Here is a 16,551-nt window from a genome sequence, read left to right as displayed (position 1 = left end):
CGACTACGCCCGCCCGCGTTGCCGAGGGTTCACACATGAGGTTTCCCGAGCCACTAAGGTGTTGGGCGCGTCGCAGTGCCGTGCCGAAGCCGAGGAGCGCCGATGACAGCCACCGATTCACCCGCCGCTGAGTCGAATACCGGCGGGGGTCAGCGCCGCGGCTTCGGCATCGATGTCGGCGGAAGCGGCGTGAAGGGCGGCATCGTCGACCTCGACACCGGCCTGCTGATCGGAGATCGCTTCAAGCTCGAGACGCCGCAACCGGCGACTCCCGACGCGGTCAGCAAGACCGTCGCCGCCGTGGTCCGCGAGTTCGGTTGGACCGAGCGGGTCGGCGTCACCTACCCCGGTGTGGTGACCGACGGCATCGTGCGCACCGCGGCCAACGTCGACAAGGGTTGGATCGGCAGCAACGCCAGCGAGTTCTACAGCAAGGCGCTCGACGGCCAGGAAGTGACGGTGCTCAACGACGCCGACGCGGCCGGACTGGCCGAGGAAAGGTTCGGCGCGGGCAGGGACAACACCGGCGTCATCGTGCTGTTGACCTTCGGCACCGGTATCGGCTCGGCGGTGATTCACAACGGCGTACTGCTGCCCAACACCGAGTTCGGGCACATCGAGGTCGACGGCAAGGAAGCCGAGCACCGCGCGGCGTCGTCGATCAAGGAAAAGAAGGACTGGAGCTACGAGCGCTGGACCCAAGAGGTGACGAAGGTGCTGGTGGCGATCGAAAACGCGATCTGGCCGGACCTGTTCATCGCCGGCGGCGGCATCAGCCGCAAGGCCGAAAAGTGGGTCCCGCTGCTGAAGAACCGGACACCGGTGGTGGCTGCGGCCCTGCAGAACACCGCGGGCATCGTCGGCGCCGCGATGGCCGCGGAACTTGATGTCACAGCTACTGGCAAGTAGCCGCGCCGAGAACGTCGAATTTGCCGCTCAGCGCGGCAGTAGCCCACACTGTCGTTACAATGGTTGACGGCGGCCGTAGCCCGGATAGCGGCGAAATCAAACCGCCGATATTCGACAGCCGATATTTTTCGATGGCGCATGATCCCGACCTGCGGTGGGGTTCCCAACTGCCCACCGGAACGAAGCACGACGAAAGGGTGACGTGGCAGCGACAAAGGCAAGCCCGGCAACCGATCAGCCGGTGAAGCGCACCGCTACCAAGACCCCGGCCAAGAAGGCCCCGGCGGCCAAGTCCGCCAACGGTTCGGCGCCCGCCAAGCGGGCCACCAAATCGACTGCGGCGAAGGTGACCAAGGCCACTGCCGCCACCACGGCGACCAAGCCGGCCAAGGCGGCGACGAAGGCTGCGCCGGCCAAACGCGCCGCGAAGGCCAAGGACGACGCTGCCCCCGCGGCCCGCGGTCGGGCCAAGAAGGCCACCTCACCGGAGGCGGACGCGACCAAGGCCGTCGACGGCGAAGAGGTCGAGACCGACGACGACGTCGAGGTAGAGCCCGACGGCGACCTCGAAGTGGAAGAGGTCGATCTAGAGGATCTCGAAGTCGACGATGACGAGCCGGTCGCGGCTGAGGCCGCCGAAGGCGAGGGAGCCGCCGCCAAGACGTCCCCCAAGGTCAAGGTGGCAGCGCCCGCGACCGACGACGAGGACATCGCCGAACCGAGCGAGAAGGACAAGGCCTCGGGCGACTTCGTCTGGGACGAAGAGGAGTCCGAGGCGCTGCGGCAGGCCCGCAAGGACGCCGAGCTGACGGCATCGGCCGACTCGGTCCGTGCCTACCTGAAGCAGATCGGCAAGGTAGCGCTGCTCAACGCCGAAGAAGAGGTCGAGCTGGCCAAGCGCATCGAGGCCGGGCTGTATGCCACCCAGCTGACGGTCGAAAAGGCGGCAAAGGGCGAGAAGTTCTCGCCTGCCGAACGCCGCGACATGTCGTGGATCTGCCGCGACGGTGACCGCGCGAAAAACCATCTGCTCGAGGCGAACCTGCGTCTGGTGGTGTCGCTGGCCAAGCGCTACACCGGGCGCGGCATGGCGTTCCTGGACCTCATCCAGGAGGGCAACCTCGGCCTGATCCGCGCGGTCGAGAAGTTCGACTACACCAAGGGCTACAAGTTCTCCACCTATGCGACATGGTGGATTCGACAGGCGATCACCCGCGCGATGGCCGACCAGGCCCGCACCATCCGCATCCCGGTGCACATGGTCGAGGTGATCAACAAGCTCGGCCGCATCCAGCGTGAGTTGCTGCAGGACCTGGGCCGCGAGCCCACGCCCGAAGAGCTCGCCAAGGAGATGGACATCACGCCGGAGAAGGTGCTGGAGATCCAGCAGTACGCGCGCGAACCGATCTCGCTGGACCAGACCATCGGCGACGAAGGCGATTCGCAGCTGGGCGATTTCATCGAAGACTCCGAGGCTGTCGTCGCAGTCGACGCGGTGAGTTTCACGCTGCTGCAGGATCAACTGCAGTCGGTGTTGGAGACGCTGTCGGAACGCGAGGCGGGCGTGGTGCGGCTGCGGTTCGGTCTCACCGACGGCCAGCCGCGCACCCTCGACGAGATCGGTCAGGTATACGGCGTGACGCGTGAGCGCATCCGTCAGATCGAGAGCAAGACGATGTCGAAGTTGCGCCACCCCAGCCGTTCTCAGGTGTTGCGCGACTACCTGGACTGAGCGGCACGGCTGATCCGTCAGGGTTTGGCGAAGCCGGCCGCGCTCAGCGTCTTCTGACCAGCTTCATCCGTGACAGCGTCGATGAACTTACGGGCCAGTCGCTGGTGTTCGGACGACTTGAGCGCGCTGATCGGATAGGTGTTCAACGCATCCGCGGACTCGGGGAACGCCACCGCGGTGACCTTGTCCCCCGCGGCAGCCGCGTCGGTGACATACACCAGCCCGGCGTCGGCCTGGCCCGTCGTCACCTTGTTGAGCACATCGCTGACCGACGACTCCTCACTCACGGGTGTGATACCCACCCCCGCGGCTTCCTCCACTTTCTGGGTCGCCGACCCGCACGGGACCTGCGGTGCGCACACCACCACAGTCAGGCCGGATTTCGTCAGATCCTGAAATGACGTGATCTGCTTCGGGTTTCCCGGAGCGGCGGCGATCGTCAATGTGTTGGATGCGAAGTTCACCGGATCGCCGTCGAGCAGTCCCGCGTCTGCCGCCTTGTCCATGTTCGTGGTGTCGGCTGATGCAAAAACGTCGGCCGGGGCGCCCTGCGTGAGCTGGGTGACCAGATCGGAGGAGCCCGCGAAGGAGAACTCCACCGCGGCTCCGGGGTTGTCGGTCTTGAACTGCTCACCGATTTGCGTGAACGTCGACTTCAGTGATGCGGCCGCGAACACCACGATGGTTTGGCTGTCCGCCGCGTTGTTGCTGGAGCCGCATGCCGACACCACCAATGTCAGTACCGCTGCCGACGCAAACAGCTTGGACTGCTTCATGATTGGCCTCTGGGGGTTTCCACGATCACGGTGGTGGCCTTGACGACGGCCACCGCGATGCTTCCCGGCTCCAGTTGCAGTTCGCGTACTGCGTCTGTGCTCATGAGTGAGACGACGGTGAACGGGCCGCATTGCAGCTCGACCTGAGCCATCACCGTGTCGGTGACGACCTTCGTCACCAGCCCGGCGAAGCGGTTGCGCGCCGAACTGGACACAGTCAACGGGTCCTTGGGTGCTCGGCTGGCGTTGGCCGCGGCGAATGCGGCCAGCGTGGCCCCGTCGATCGCCTTGCGGCCCGACACGTCGAGGTGAGCGGGTAAGGCACCGTCGTCGATCCAACGGCGCACGGTGTCGTCGCTGACTCCGAGGAGTTCTGCGGCTTCGCGAATGCGGATTTCCGGCACAGCGGAAGCGTACCGACAGCTATTCGGCCAGACATCCGATTCCGCGGTCTCAGGAGCAGCATATATCCGTGTTTGCGGCAAAGAATGAAGTGTCACTACTGACCGGTAGGCTACCGCTCCGTGCCCGAGAAGCCCGCAAAAGTTCCGCCCGCCCGCGTCGTCCGCATCATCGAATCCGCCCGCACCGCGCTACAGAAGATGAACCGGGCGATGGTGCCCGGCTACGTCGCACTGCTCGAGACGGCGCAGGGCGCCTGGGTGTCCCAGGCGCTCTACGTGGCCGCCAAGCTCGGCATCGCCGACGAGCTTGCGAACGGCCCCAAGACAGCTGATCAGGTGGCCGCCAAAGTGGGTGCACACCCCGACTCGGTGTTCCGTTTGATGCGCATGCTCGCCGGCCGGGATGTGTTCCGCCAGCTCCAGGATGGCCGGTTCGAACTGGCCCCGATGGGCGAGGCCCTGCGCGCCGACGCTCCGGGTTCGCTGCGGTCGATGGTCTTGTTCATCGGATCTCCCGAGCACTGGGCTGAATGGGGCGAGCTGCTGTACTCGGTGCAAACGGGTCGCCCCTCACCCGAAAAGCTCTACGGCAAATCATATTTCGATCATCTCGATGAGGCGCCCGAGCAGGCTGCGATTTTCAACGACGCGATGACGACCATGGCGGCGATGGCGAACGAAACGGTGATCCCGGCGTATGACTTCTCCGGCTTCAAGCTCATCGCCGACGTCGGCGGTGGCCACGGCCGGCTGATCAGCGCGATTCTGCGCTCGGCCCCAACGGCCCGCGGCGTGCTGTTCGATCTTCCCTCGGTCGTCAGCGGCGCCGGACCGGTTCTCGAGGCTGCAGGAGTCGCGAATCGTTGCGCCGTCGAGGGCGGTTCGTTCATGGATTCGGTGCCCGACGGCGCCGATGCTTACGTGCTGAAGTCGATCATCCACGACTGGGACGACGAGATCTCGGAGAAGATCCTGCGCAACATCCGTACCGCGATCGCGCCGAACGGCCGACTGCTGCTGCTCGAGCTGGTGCTGCCCGAGCGGGCGACCACGAACTGGGGCGCCGTACTCGACATGGAGATGCTCGTGTCGCCCGGCGGCCGCGAGCGCACACGCGCCGAGTTCGCCAATCTGTTGGCGCGGTGCGGGTTCCGGCTCACCCGCGTCGTGGATACCGCGACGCCGATGATGTCGATCGTGGAAGCCGCGCCCGCTTAGCGCTTCTTCTCGCGGATCTTGTACGTCGACGGCCACGACTCCCGGGTCTCGTCGCCGACCAGCGGGACGCCCTTGCTGCCGATCCTGATGTCGAATGCTTCTTTGCCCGCGCCGACCTCGCGGTTGGCATGTTCGGTGGCGAGGTAGATCAGCTGGTCGATCTCCGCCTCGGCGAACGCGACGAACGTGGTGTTGCGCACGATCTCCTCCTCCGGCGGGGCCATCCGCTCGGGAAGCAGGCGCGACGCCAGCGCGGCGAGGCCCAGCAGCGAGAACGGGACCACCCAGTAGCAGACGAAGGACAGCGGCGTCTTGGTGTCCAGGATGGTCGCCTCGCCGTACACGATGGGCGGGATGGCCGACGACACCGTCATCCCCGCAAACGCGGCCACCCAGATCCACGTCAACACCAAGGTGATGCGCTTGAAGACGTCGGTCTCGATGATTTCCTTGGGCTGGCCGACCTCGGCGAACTCACGCACGAACGGCCTGCCGACCAGCACGCTTCCCAGCGCCACGAGGCAGATGCCCGCGTTGCTCAACGGCTGCATCCACTGCTGCATGAACTGATCCGTCAAAGTGAAGGTCAGCACGGTCAGAATCAAGAACGTTGCGATGGCGCCGATTTCAAGTGTGCGACCCGACGTTCCCTTGACGCGTCCGATCACGAACGAAAGCACCGCGATCGCGAGAGCGACGAGGACCGCGGCGTGAAACGGGACGTTGCCGACAAGAACCCAGTAGACGATCCACGGCGCGAAGCCCAAGAGAATTCCCACGGTGGGTCAGTTTAGGTTGTCAGTCAATGGCTCGACTGTAAACCCGTTGCACCGACCACAGGGCCGACTACTTTGTGACTGATGAAGCGCCGCAACGTGTCGTCCGACTCCGAGTACGAGGCCACGGTCAGGTACTCGCGTGCGGTGCGAACGGGCCCGTACGTCGTGGTCGCGGGTACGACGGGCACCGGTGACGACGCAACCGCGCAGGCGCGGGACGCTTTGCAGCGCATAGCGATAGCACTTCGACAAACCGGTGCGTCCATCGCGGACGTCGTGCGTACCCGAATCTATGTGACGGATATCTCTCGATGGCGCGACGTCGGCGCGGTTCATGCCGAGGTGTTCGGCGAGGTCATGCCCGTGGCGACCATGGTCGAAGTGTCTGCCCTGATCGCGCCCGAACACCTGGTGGAGATCGAGGTCGACGCTTACGTCGACGGGGAACGATAGGCCGACTGCTCGCCGCGCGCGCTACTGCGAGAGCGGTGCAAAGCGTCCGTCGGCCCCCGGTCGATATTGCGTGACAGTAATCACAGCGTCTGCAGGGAGTGGTCCGTACAGATGTGGGAACACCATCGCAGCGGGATCGGTCGGAACGCCGGGTTCCCAACGGATTGGGGAGGACAACCGTGCGGGGTCGACGCAAAGCAGCACGAGGTCAGTGCGACCGGCGTAAAGCCGGTTCGCCGGCAGGTGCACCTGCTCGGGCGTGGACAGATGCACGAAACCGGTCGAGACCAGCGAGTCAGGCCGCAGCTCACCGTCCGTCTGCGCCGACTGCCACTCGTCGGCGCCGCAGATATGGACCAGCACAGCCGGCAAGGGTTGCATACCGTCAGCCTGCCGCGTGAGCAACTCGGCGTAACGGTGAGACACGACACACCGGTAAACCAACGGGGAACAAGGCCAGAACCGAAAGCGTCTGAGACAGTAGACATACGTGAGTAACCGATGGAGGTGCCATGACCGCAACGCTCTTTAGCCCGGAATTGACCAAGGCTGACCGCTGCGATCGCTGCGGGGCCGCGGCTCGCGTACGGGCAAAGCTGCCGTCGGGCGGTGAACTGTTGTTCTGCCAGCATCACGCCAACGAGCACGAGGCCAAGTTGGTCGAGCTGGCAGCGGTTCTCGAATCGAGCCCGTTGGAGGCATAGCCGCCGACACGACGGCCCGCCCCGTTAGGCGGGATGGGCCGTCGTCAGGAATGCTGGGCTGGACATGAGCGACCAGTCCCAGCCGTTACCACTACCGCCGTCGCGCCATCACATTCGGCATATCGTCCGGCGCACCCTCTCGAAGAGTTGGGACGACTCGATCTTTTCCGAGTCGGCGCAAGCGGCGTTCTGGTGCGCGCTGTCACTGCCTCCGCTGTTACTGGGGATGCTCGGAAGTCTGGCGTATATCGCGCCGCTGTTCGGCCCCGAGACCCTGCCTGCCATCCAGGAACAGCTGATCGGCACCGCGGAACGCTTCTTCTCCTCCAGCGTCGTGGACGAGATCATCGAGCCCACGGTCCGCGACATCGTCAAGGGCGCCAGGGGCGAAGTGGTGTCGATCGGCTTCGTCATCTCGCTGTGGGCGGGCTCGTCGGCCATTTCGTCGTTCGTCGACTCCATCGTCGAGGCGCACGACCAGACACCGCTGCGCCATCCCGTGCGGCAGCGGTTCTTCGCGCTGGGCCTTTACGTGGTGATGCTGGTGTCGGCGATTGCGGCAGCGCCGTTCGTCGCACTCGGGCCGCGCAAGATCGCCGAACAGCTGCCCCAAAGCTGGGACAACGCACTGGCCTTCGGCTACTACCCCTTGCTGTTCGTCACGTTGGTGGTCGGGGTGAACATCCTCTATCGGGTGTCGTTGCCCGAACCGCTGCCTACGCATCGGCTCGTCCTTGGCTCGATACTGGCGACGGTTGTGTTCCTGGCAGCGACGTTGGGCCTGCGGGTTTACCTGACCTGGATCACCAGCACCGGATACACCTACGGCGCGCTGGCGACACCGATCGCGTTCCTACTGTTCGCCTTCTTCCTCGGCTTCGCGATCATGCTGGGCGCCGAACTCAACGCCGCCATCCAGGAGGAGTGGCCCGCATCGACCACCCATGCCAATCGGGTCCGGGCGTGGCTGAAGGGGAAAGCCGGCTCGCTCAACGGTGACACCAAGGCGCCCGGAGAAACCGCCGAGCGCGCAGCGGCCCCGCCGGCTGCGGCACAATCGCCGGCTCCGCCGGCTGCGGCAGAATCGCCGGCTCCGCCGGCCGGGACCGATGCCGGGACCGACGCCGCTACGTCTTGAGCTTCTCGTAGATCTTCTTGCAGTCGGGGCAGACCGGCGATCCAGGTTTTGCGGCCTTCGTGACAGGGAACACCTCGCCGCACAGCGCCACGACGTGCGTACCCATCACCGCGCTCTCGGCGATCTTGTCCTTCTTGACGTAGTGAAAGTACTTCGGGGTGTCGCTGTCAGTCCCGTCGTCGACGCGTTCGTCGGTGTCGGTGCGTTCGATGGTCTGGGTTCGCATGTCACCATTTTGCCCGTAAGAATTCCGACACGTACAGCAGACGCCGAGTGTGGAACAGTGGAGCTATGAAACAAAGCCCTGAGCTGAGTTTCGATGATGATGGCCGGCCCGTCCTGATCACTCGCGCCGCACCCTCGTACGAAGTCCAGCACCGCGCGCGGGTACGCAAGTACCTGGCGCTGATGTTCTGGCGCATACCCGCGCTCATCGCGGCCGCGGTGGCGTACGGCATCTGGGAGAACGGACTCATCTCGCTGGCGATCCTGGTGGCGTCTATTCCCTTGCCGTGGATCGCCGTGCTGATCGCCAATGACCGTCCGCCGCGAAGTGCCGAGGAACCGCGGCGCTACGAGTCGGCACGGCGAATTCCCCTGTTTCCGACGGCCGAACGACCCGCGCTGGAGTATCGCGCACACTCGGTGCGGCAATCTGACGAAGGCGAGCCACCCCGCGATGTCGCGGGCTGAGGATTTTCTTTCGCTATTCTCAGCACATTCTCAGGTCGACTGCGAATAACCGCAGATCAGAAGGTGTGAACCGGCCGATGCGTGGGAACTCCTAGGGGCAGATGAGCGTTATAGCTCATGACAGTTCGACCCGATCAGGAGGCCGTCATGGCAAATGCCACCCTTAGCCGCATCGAGGGCGACCTGGACGCCCAGAGTCCAGCCGCCGACCTCGTACGCGTTTATCTGAACGGCATTGGCAAAACGGCATTGCTCAATGCTGCCGATGAGGTTGAGCTCGCAAAGCGCATTGAGGCAGGGCTTTACGCGCAGCATCTGCTCGCCACTCGGAAGCGCCTGGGCGAGAACCGCAAACGTGATCTTGGTGCCATTGTCCGCGACGGCGAAGCCGCTCGCGGCCACCTGCTCGAAGCCAACCTTCGCCTCGTGGTGTCGTTGGCCAAGCGCTACACCGGACGCGGAATGCCGCTGCTGGATCTGATCCAGGAAGGCAACCTCGGCCTGATCCGCGCGATGGAGAAGTTTGACTACGCCAAGGGCTTCAAGTTCTCGACGTACGCCACCTGGTGGATCCGTCAGGCGATCACCCGCGGCATGGCCGACCAGAGCCGCACCATCCGCCTCCCCGTCCACCTCGTCGAGCAGGTCAACAAGCTCGCCCGGATCAAGCGCGAGATGCACCAGAACCTGGGCCGCGACGCGACCGACGAGGAACTGGCTGAAGAGTCGGGCATCCCGGCCGAGAAGATCGCCGATCTGCTCTCGCACAGCCGCGATCCGGTGAGCCTGGACATGCCCGTCGGAAGCGATGAGGAAGCACCGCTTGGCGACTTCATCGAGGATGCCGAGGCGATGTCGGCCGAGAACGCGGTGATCTCCGAATTGCTGCACACCGATATTCGCCACGTCCTGGCCACGCTCGACGAGCGCGAGCAGCAGGTGATCCGGTTGCGCTTCGGCCTGGACGACGGCCAGCCGCGCACCCTGGACCAGATCGGCAAGCTGTTCGGCCTCTCCCGCGAGCGCGTCCGGCAGATCGAGCGTGAGGTGATGGCGAAGCTTCGCAATGGCGAGCGTGCCGACCGACTTCGGTCTTACGCCAGCTAAGAGCGTTTTCCCTGAATGCCCGCCGGTTCGCCGGCGGGCATTCTTACGTCCACGTGTCGGCGAGCACGTGTCGGCGAGCGTAGCGCCGCAGTTCAGGCCGCTCGGCCGGTAGACTCACCGGTGACGGAGGGTTGCGAAATGAACGATCTGGTCGATACCACCGAGATGTACCTGCGGACCATCTACGACCTCGAGGAAGAGGGCGTAGTGCCGCTGCGTGCGCGCATCGCTGAACGCTTGGACCAGAGCGGCCCCACCGTCAGCCAGACCGTCTCCCGGATGGAACGCGACGGCCTGCTGCACGTAGCAGGCGACCGGCACCTCCAGCTCACCGACAAGGGCCGCGGCCTGGCCATCGCCGTGATGCGCAAGCACCGGCTCGCTGAGCGGCTCCTGGTCGACGTGATCGGGCTGCCGTGGGAGGAAGTACACGCCGAGGCCTGTCGCTGGGAACACGTCATGAGCGAGGACGTCGAGCGCCGCCTGGTGCGGGTTCTCGACAACCCCACCACCTCCCCTTTCGGCAATCCCATTCCAGGCCTGGCTGAGCTCGGTCTGGCCTCCAGCGGGTCGGGCGCCGACCAGATCAACCTGGTTCGGCTCACCGAGTTGCCCGCCGGAATGCCCGTCGCAGTCGTTGTGCGCCAACTGACCGAACATGTCCAGGGTGACGTCGAGCTCATCGGACGACTCAAGGACGCCGGCGTGGTGCCCAACGCCCGCGTGACCGTCGAAGCCAACGACCACGGCGGCGTGATGATCGTGATCCCCGGCCACGAACAGGTCGAATTGCCCCACCATATGGCGCACGCCGTGAAGGTCGAGAAGGTCTAACTCCGCGTTCGCGGCTTCACCCGGCACGGCGCCCGAACGCGCGTCTGGGTGGCAGCTGCACCCCCAGACGGTTGGCCAACCGGTATCCGGTCGTCGCCAAGTCTCGGATCTGCTCCGGCCGCATCCCCGATTGCAGTGCCGTGTCGAGCATGCCCGCCATGCGATGGCTGTCGTCGCACCGTAGCGCCGCGTCCAACGACACGCCGGCCAGCGGCCCATCGCCGCGCGCGTATGCCGAGAATGCCAGCAGCACAAGCGCTTCCACGCGCCAAGGCTCTGGAAGCGTTCGTGCCAGTTCAGCCCACAGCGACTCAGCCGCTCCTGCGTCCTCCCCCACCGCCAGCGCATAGAGGGTGTCGCGCACCAGCGGATCGGTCAATGCGCACGCCAGCCGGGCGGCCGTCTCATCGGACAGCGGCCGCCCGTCGGCGACATGCGCGGCCGCGGCGATCGCCGCCTCGACGTCGCTTCGCACGGCGGCATCCGGCCGGTCGATGTCGCACGTGCCGATCGCCTCGGCCATAGCCGCGCTGCGGGCCGGATCGACGACGGCAATGACGTCCTGAAGCTCTGTGCGTCGCGCATAGAGCCTGCGCCCGTCCAAGACAGCCGCCACGGCCAACGGCGACGCGGACGGGTCCTCGACGGTGCCCGCGTGGCCGCAGCCGTCCGCACAGTGCCACCGTCCCCCGACGGCGACCCGGTCGACGACGTGCGCGGCCAACAATTCGATGCCGCGCTCGGCCAGCGCCGAAGACAGGGCGGCGGCCAGCTGGCGGTAGTCGTCGTTGCACATCCGGCAGGTTGCACCGCTCTCGTCGACTACGACCGCGATTGCTGCGTCAGGTTCTGCGGTGGCGGCCACTTCTGCGATGTGCTCGACCGTGTCGGACAGCTCATCGGAAAGATCAACGCGCATAACGCATCCCATCTCTCCGCGATCGACCGTCACCAAGACGAGCGACTTCTCGGGCACGAAGCCCAGGACTGCGGGCAGGGCGGCGATCAGAACGCCGGGGCGGTTCAGACTGAAGTCGGGCGATTGCGTTGTCATGCCCCCACCGTGGTGGGCCGGACCCACTTACCCGCGCGCCACAACGCCGCGCGAAGCGTTCGTGGGGATGAATCTGCGGTTGGGGATAACTAGCGGTCGCGACGCAGTTTCACCACGGCGTCCCTGAACACCGCGTCCAGCGACGACGTGTCCGCCTCGTCGGATGCCGGATCCTGCAGCCAGGTGGCGCTGACCCGAGCGTCGCCGATCTGGGCGGCGAAGGTGAGTGTGGTGCGCTCGGATTCCGGCGACGTCACCGTCTGTTCGACGGCGTAGGCGTCGTCCGCGTCGACCGGCGGAGCAGGCAGCACTGTCACGTTCACCGTGATCGCGTCCTCACCCTGACCCACGTCGAAAGTGGGGCATCTGCGCAGTTGATCCAGCCGCGTGACCAGCGGCGGGACCGGGCGGGTCACGACGACGATGAGCCTGCTCGCGGTCGCACTGTCAACGCCCTCCACGGCTACCGCCTCGGTATGCCACAGCGCCGGCGGTGTGCAGTCGACAGGACTGACTACATAACCCGTCGGAATACCGTCGATGTCCTGCAGTGCGCGATCAACCGCTGCGTCATCGAGCACTGCGGCCCGATATTGGGGTGGGAACCGATCGGGTTCGATGAGCAACTGTGCAATCGGGACCGGCGGGTTTTCTTCGTCCGCCTCGGCGGCCTGCGTCGTCCCGACGATCACCCGACTGCATGCGGCCAGAAGCAGCGCTGCCATCAGCAGCGCGCATCCGCGCATGCACCGCGACAGCATGTCGACCATCGGCGTCATCGTCTCACCGGTATGCCGGGCCGCCGGTCAGGCGCGCGTAGCAGACTCGAGTTGCCGAACGGGTGATTAATTTCCTGTGTTGTTGGTGCCCGTCGGCGTGCAAGAACCGCGCAACCGGCGTAAACCTTTGGCCATGGGTTCCATGGTCGAATACGACCTCGTCGTCATCGGTTCGGGTCCGGGTGGCCAGAAAGCCGCGATCGCGGCCGCAAAACTCGGCAAGACGGTGGCGGTCATCGAACGCGGCCGAATGCTGGGCGGGGTTTGTGTGAACACCGGGACCATCCCCTCGAAGACGCTGCGCGAGGCAGTGGTCTATCTCACGGGCATGAGCCAACGCGAGTTGTACGGGGCGAGTTACCGCGTCAAGGAGAAGATCACCACCGCCGACCTGCTCGCACGCACCTCCCACGTGATCGGCAAGGAGCAGGACGTCGTGCGGTCGCAACTCATGCGCAACCGCATCGACCTCATCCAGGGCCACGGTCGGTTCCTCGACGCGCACACCGTGCTGGTCGAGGAACCCACCCGCGGCGAGCGCACCACCGTCAGCGGTGAGTACATCGTCATCGCCACCGGCACCAAGCCCGCGCGCCCGGCCGGCGTCGAGTTCGACGAAGACCGCGTCCTGGACTCCGACGGCATCCTGGATCTCAAATCGCTGCCCACCACCATGGTGGTCGTGGGCGCCGGGGTGATCGGCATCGAATACGCCTCGATGTTCGCCGCATTGGGCACCAAGGTGACCGTGGTCGAAAAGCGCAACGACATGCTCGACTTCTGCGACCCGGAGATCATCGAGGCGCTGAAGTTCCATCTGCGCGACCTCGCGGTGACGTTCCGCTTCGGCGAGGAGGTGACCGCCGTCGACGTCGGCGCCGCTGGCACGGTGACGACGCTGGCCAGTGGGAAACAGATCCCGGCCGAAACGGTGATGTACTCCGCGGGCAGGCAGGGTCAGACCGAACACCTCGACCTGCCCAACGCCGGCCTCGAAACCGACCCCCGCGGGCGCATCACCGTCGACAGCAATTTCGCAACCACGGTCGACCACATCTACGCCGTCGGCGACGTGATCGGCTTTCCGGCGCTGGCCGCCACGTCGATGGATCAAGGCAGGCTGGCCGCCTACCACGCGTTCGGTGAACCGGCCAAGGGCATGACCGACCTTCAGCCCATCGGCATCTACTCGATCCCCGAGGTGTCCTACGTGGGCGCCACCGAGGTCGAGCTGACCAAGAAGTGCCTGCCCTATGAGGTCGGAGTGTCGCGTTATCGCGAACTGGCGCGTGGCCAGATCGCCGGCGACTCCTACGGCATGCTCAAACTGCTGGTGTCGACGGACGATTTGAAGCTGCTCGGTGTGCACATCTTTGGGACGAGCGCGACCGAGATGGTCCACATCGGCCAGGCTGTGATGGGTTGCGGCGGCACGATCGAGTACCTCGTAGATGCGGTTTTCAACTATCCCACGTTCTCGGAGGCCTACAAGGTCGCTGCGCTGGACGTGATGAACAAGCTGCGCGCGCTGAATCAGTTTCGCCACTAGCCCTCCGCCGCTACGCCGCGACCGGTCAGAGCCGGGGTCAGGCGTTGCGGGAACGCCACATGGGCGACACTGGTTAATACGATGGGAAGGCGATCACCGCCTGCGCACCGTAGAGGAGGCGTGGAGATGACCGACGAAGCAGATCAACCGCAGCAGCAATACCAGCCGGATCAGACCGGCATGTACGAGTTGGAGTTCCCGGCGCCACAACTGACGTCACCTGACGGCCGGGGACCGGTGATGCTTCACGCACTCGAGGGCTTTTCCGACGCCGGGCACGCCATTCGGCTGGCCGCCGAGCACCTCAAGAACACGCTGGACACCGAGTTGGTGGCCTCCTTCGCCATCGACGAACTGCTGGATTATCGGTCGCGGCGTCCGCTGATGACCTTCAAAACCGACCATTTCACCCACTACGAGGAACCGGAGCTCAGCCTCTACGCGATGCACGACAGCGTGGGCACACCGTTCCTGCTGCTCGCGGGCATGGAACCGGATCTGCGCTGGGAGCGATTCCTGACCGCCGTGCGACTGCTGGCCGAACGGCTGGGCGTGCGCCGAGTGATCGGTTTGGGAGCCATCCCGATGGCCGTCCCGCACACCCGTCCCATCACGATGACTGCGCACGCCAACAACAAAGAACTGATCGCCGAACACCAACCGTGGGTGGGCGAGTTGCAGGTGCCCGGCAGCGTGTCAAACCTGTTGGAATTCCGGATGTCTCAGCACGGGTACGAAGTCGTCGGCTTCACCGTTCACGTGCCGCACTATTTGGCCCAGACTGACTATCCCGCCGCCGCGGAGGTACTTCTCGCCGAGGTCGCCAAGTGCGGATCACTGCAGATTCCGCTGGAGGCGCTGGATGCGGCGGGCGCCGAAGTACAGGCCAAAATCAATGAGCAGGTCGAGGGCAGCGCTGAAGTGGCGCAGGTGGTGACCGCACTGGAGCATCAGTACGACGCCTTCACCACTGCTCAGGAGAACCGTTCCCTGCTTGCCCACGATGAGGACCTGCCCAGCGGTGACGAGCTCGGTGCGGAGTTCGAACGGTTCCTCCGTCAGCAGGACAGGGGCAAGGACGACGACGCCAAATAGCGTCAGACCGAAAGGGCAGCTAAGTTGTCGCAATGGCTGCGCGATCGCCCAATCTGCGACCCGTGCGGGAACTCACACCCGAGTTGCAGTTCCGCACCATTCATGGATATCGGCGCGCTTTTCGAGTAGCGGGCTCTGGACCTGCGATTCTGCTGATTCACGGCATCGGCGACAACTCCACCACTTGGAGCACGGTCCAATCCAAGCTGGCGCAGCGATTCACCGTCATCGCTCCAGATCTGCTGGGTCACGGAAAGTCCGATAAGCCCCGCGCCGACTACTCGGTGGCCGCGTACGCCAACGGCATGAGAGACCTGCTCAGCGTGCTCGACGTCGATAAAGTGACCGTCGTCGGCCACTCACTGGGTGGCGGTGTCGCGATGCAATTCGCCTATCAGTTCCCCCAACTGGTCGAGCGGCTGATCCTCGTGGGCGCCGGCGGTGTCACAAAAGACGTCAACATCGCATTGCGGATCGCCTCACTTCCCATGGGCAGCGAGGCGCTGGCGTTCCTCCGACTGCCTCTCGTGTTGCCCACGTTGCAGGTCGCCGGGCGCGTGGCGGGCACCGTGTTCGGTTCCACCCCGCTGGGGCGCGACTTGCCCGATGTGCTGCGGATCCTCGCCGACCTACCGGAGCCCACCGCATCGTCCGCGTTCGCGCGCACGCTGCGGGCTGTCGTCGACTGGCGAGGCCAGGTCGTCACGATGCTCGACCGATGTTACTTGACACAATCCGTTCCGGTGCAACTGATTTGGGGAAGCGGAGACTCGGTAATTCCGGTAAGTCACGCCCGCATGGCGCACGCGGCGATGCCCGGCTCACATTTGGAGATCTTCGACGGTTCCGGCCACTTCCCGTTTCACGACGATCCCGACCGATTCGTCGAGGCAGTGGAACGATTCATCGGTTCCACCGAACCCGCCGTCTACGACCAGGATTATCTCCGCGGACTGCTGCGGACCGGCATCGAGAAGGGCACGATTTCGGGCCCGGCCGACACCCGGGATGCCGTTCTCGACGCGATGGGCCACGACGAGCGCAGCGCCACCTGACGATTGCGGCGCAACTCCGGTAAGTAGCATCGGTGCCATGGCCATCGACGTAACAGTTCTGCGGGTATTCACCGACGTGGACGGCAACTATGGAAATCCGCTGGGCGTAGTCGACAACAGCACTGTTGAGCCCACCGATCGCCAGCGAGCAATGATCAGAACCTGTGGATGACCCTCGGTGGGGCGGCATGAAAGTGGGCGCACCTTCCCGGGGATGATCTGAAGTCCAAGGTTCTCTGATCAAGACCGGCGTTGACGCGCTGGTTGGGAAG

The 16,551-nt window shown here is 65.0% G+C and carries 19 protein-coding genes and 1 pseudogene; 13 read left to right on the top strand and 7 right to left on the bottom strand.

Going from position 1 to position 16,551, the window contains the following annotated elements; translation table 11 throughout:
• Nucleotides 1–102: 102 nt before the first annotated feature.
• A complete protein-coding gene (gene ppgK, locus CSQ99_RS24710) occupies nt 103–909 on the top strand; it encodes a polyphosphate--glucose phosphotransferase (protein WP_099041638.1) in 807 nt (268 codons plus the stop codon).
• Nucleotides 910–1,111: 202 nt separating this feature from the next.
• Nucleotides 1,112–2,641 (top strand): RNA polymerase sigma factor, encoded by a 1,530-nt coding sequence (locus CSQ99_RS24705; protein WP_099041637.1) that lies wholly within the window; start codon nt 1,112–1,114, stop codon nt 2,639–2,641.
• A 17-nt stretch (nt 2,642–2,658) separates the two neighbouring features.
• Here CSQ99_RS24705 and modA read toward each other — a convergent pair whose 3' ends face one another.
• Both modA and CSQ99_RS24695 read right to left on the bottom strand, forming a co-directional pair.
• Entirely contained in the window at nt 2,659–3,417 is a 759-nt protein-coding gene (gene modA, locus CSQ99_RS24700; protein WP_099041636.1) for a molybdate ABC transporter substrate-binding protein, read from the bottom strand.
• Nucleotides 3,414–3,821 (bottom strand): TOBE domain-containing protein, encoded by a 408-nt coding sequence (locus tag CSQ99_RS24695; protein ID WP_099041635.1) that lies wholly within the window; start codon nt 3,819–3,821, stop codon nt 3,414–3,416. Before CSQ99_RS24695 ends, modA begins: the two co-directional genes overlap by 4 nt.
• A gap of 120 nt (nt 3,822–3,941) precedes the next feature.
• Here CSQ99_RS24695 and CSQ99_RS24690 point away from each other — a divergent pair, with 120 nt between their 5' ends.
• A complete protein-coding gene (locus CSQ99_RS24690; protein WP_099041634.1) occupies nt 3,942–5,039 on the top strand; it encodes a methyltransferase in 1,098 nt (365 codons plus the stop codon).
• Here the strand turns inward: CSQ99_RS24690 and CSQ99_RS24685 are convergent.
• Nucleotides 5,036–5,818, bottom strand: coding sequence for a hypothetical protein (locus CSQ99_RS24685; RefSeq protein WP_099041633.1), 783 nt, complete (start codon nt 5,816–5,818; stop codon nt 5,036–5,038). The two genes, CSQ99_RS24690 and CSQ99_RS24685, sit on opposite strands and share 4 nt — an antisense overlap.
• Nucleotides 5,819–5,899: 81 nt before the next feature.
• Here CSQ99_RS24685 and CSQ99_RS24680 point away from each other — a divergent pair, with 81 nt between their 5' ends.
• Nucleotides 5,900–6,271, top strand: a complete 372-nt coding sequence (locus CSQ99_RS24680; protein ID WP_099041632.1) for a RidA family protein — start codon at nt 5,900–5,902, stop codon at nt 6,269–6,271.
• Nucleotides 6,272–6,292: 21 nt separating this feature from the next.
• On the opposite strand, the gene CSQ99_RS24675 is transcribed toward CSQ99_RS24680, so the two are convergent.
• Nucleotides 6,293–6,652 (bottom strand): DUF952 domain-containing protein, encoded by a 360-nt coding sequence (locus CSQ99_RS24675; RefSeq protein ID WP_099041669.1) that lies wholly within the window; start codon nt 6,650–6,652, stop codon nt 6,293–6,295.
• Nucleotides 6,653–6,783: 131 nt separating this feature from the next.
• On the opposite strand from CSQ99_RS24675, the gene CSQ99_RS24670 reads away from it, so the two are divergent.
• Together CSQ99_RS24670 and CSQ99_RS24665 are read left to right on the top strand one after the other, a co-directional pair.
• Nucleotides 6,784–6,975 carry a DUF7455 domain-containing protein gene (locus CSQ99_RS24670; protein ID WP_006241885.1) on the top strand — a complete coding sequence of 64 codons (192 nt, stop codon included), beginning with the start codon at nt 6,784–6,786 and terminating at the stop codon, nt 6,973–6,975.
• Between the two features lie 64 nt (nt 6,976–7,039).
• Complete coding sequence (locus CSQ99_RS24665; protein ID WP_245909071.1) at nt 7,040–8,113, top strand: YihY/virulence factor BrkB family protein; 1,074 nt, start codon at nt 7,040–7,042, stop codon at nt 8,111–8,113.
• Here the strand turns inward: CSQ99_RS24665 and CSQ99_RS24660 are convergent.
• Nucleotides 8,103–8,339 carry a DUF3039 domain-containing protein gene (locus CSQ99_RS24660; protein WP_006241887.1) on the bottom strand — a complete coding sequence of 79 codons (237 nt, stop codon included), beginning with the start codon at nt 8,337–8,339 and terminating at the stop codon, nt 8,103–8,105. The two genes, CSQ99_RS24665 and CSQ99_RS24660, sit on opposite strands and share 11 nt — an antisense overlap.
• A 65-nt stretch (nt 8,340–8,404) precedes the next feature.
• Here CSQ99_RS24660 and CSQ99_RS24655 point away from each other — a divergent pair, with 65 nt between their 5' ends.
• The 3 genes from CSQ99_RS24655 to CSQ99_RS24645 all read left to right on the top strand — a co-directional run bounded on the left by CSQ99_RS24655 (nt 8,405) and on the right by CSQ99_RS24645 (nt 10,747).
• On the top strand, nt 8,405–8,806 hold the full coding sequence (locus CSQ99_RS24655; RefSeq protein ID WP_099041631.1) for a DUF3099 domain-containing protein: 402 nt from the start codon (nt 8,405–8,407) through the stop codon (nt 8,804–8,806).
• A 147-nt stretch (nt 8,807–8,953) separates the two neighbouring features.
• Entirely contained in the window at nt 8,954–9,913 is a 960-nt protein-coding gene (locus CSQ99_RS24650) for a sigma-70 family RNA polymerase sigma factor (RefSeq protein ID WP_099041630.1), read from the top strand.
• 138 nt (nt 9,914–10,051) lie between these two features.
• Nucleotides 10,052–10,747 (top strand): iron-dependent transcriptional repressor DtxR, encoded by a 696-nt coding sequence (locus tag CSQ99_RS24645; RefSeq protein ID WP_099041629.1) that lies wholly within the window; start codon nt 10,052–10,054, stop codon nt 10,745–10,747.
• A 16-nt stretch (nt 10,748–10,763) separates the two neighbouring features.
• Here the strand turns inward: CSQ99_RS24645 and CSQ99_RS24640 are convergent, their stop codons facing one another.
• Together CSQ99_RS24640 and CSQ99_RS24635 are read right to left on the bottom strand one after the other, a co-directional pair.
• Nucleotides 10,764–11,801, bottom strand: a complete 1,038-nt coding sequence (locus tag CSQ99_RS24640) for a DUF4192 domain-containing protein (protein WP_099041628.1) — start codon at nt 11,799–11,801, stop codon at nt 10,764–10,766.
• Nucleotides 11,802–11,890: 89 nt separating this feature from the next.
• Nucleotides 11,891–12,580, bottom strand: a complete 690-nt coding sequence (locus CSQ99_RS24635; protein ID WP_245909070.1) for a hypothetical protein — start codon at nt 12,578–12,580, stop codon at nt 11,891–11,893.
• A gap of 142 nt (nt 12,581–12,722) precedes the next feature.
• Between CSQ99_RS24635 and sthA the strand changes: the two genes are divergently transcribed.
• From sthA to CSQ99_RS24615, 4 genes and pseudogenes are all read left to right on the top strand, one after another.
• Nucleotides 12,723–14,129, top strand: coding sequence for a Si-specific NAD(P)(+) transhydrogenase (gene sthA / locus CSQ99_RS24630; protein WP_176561209.1), 1,407 nt, complete (start codon nt 12,723–12,725; stop codon nt 14,127–14,129).
• Nucleotides 14,130–14,255: 126 nt separating this feature from the next.
• Nucleotides 14,256–15,224 carry a proteasome assembly chaperone family protein gene (locus CSQ99_RS24625; RefSeq protein WP_099041666.1) on the top strand — a complete coding sequence of 323 codons (969 nt, stop codon included), beginning with the start codon at nt 14,256–14,258 and terminating at the stop codon, nt 15,222–15,224.
• Between the two features lie 32 nt (nt 15,225–15,256).
• Nucleotides 15,257–16,279 (top strand): alpha/beta fold hydrolase, encoded by a 1,023-nt coding sequence (locus CSQ99_RS24620; RefSeq protein ID WP_099041627.1) that lies wholly within the window; start codon nt 15,257–15,259, stop codon nt 16,277–16,279.
• Between the two features lie 37 nt (nt 16,280–16,316).
• Nucleotides 16,317–16,427, top strand: a pseudogene (locus CSQ99_RS24615) (PhzF family phenazine biosynthesis protein); the annotation flags it as partial.
• Between the last annotated feature and the right edge of the window lie 124 nt (nt 16,428–16,551).

The sequence above is a fragment of the Mycobacterium neglectum genome (genome assembly GCF_002591975.1).
Taxonomy (GTDB): Bacteria; Actinomycetota; Actinomycetes; order Mycobacteriales; family Mycobacteriaceae; genus Mycobacterium; species Mycobacterium neglectum.
This window is presented reverse-complemented; position numbering and strand designations above follow the sequence as displayed.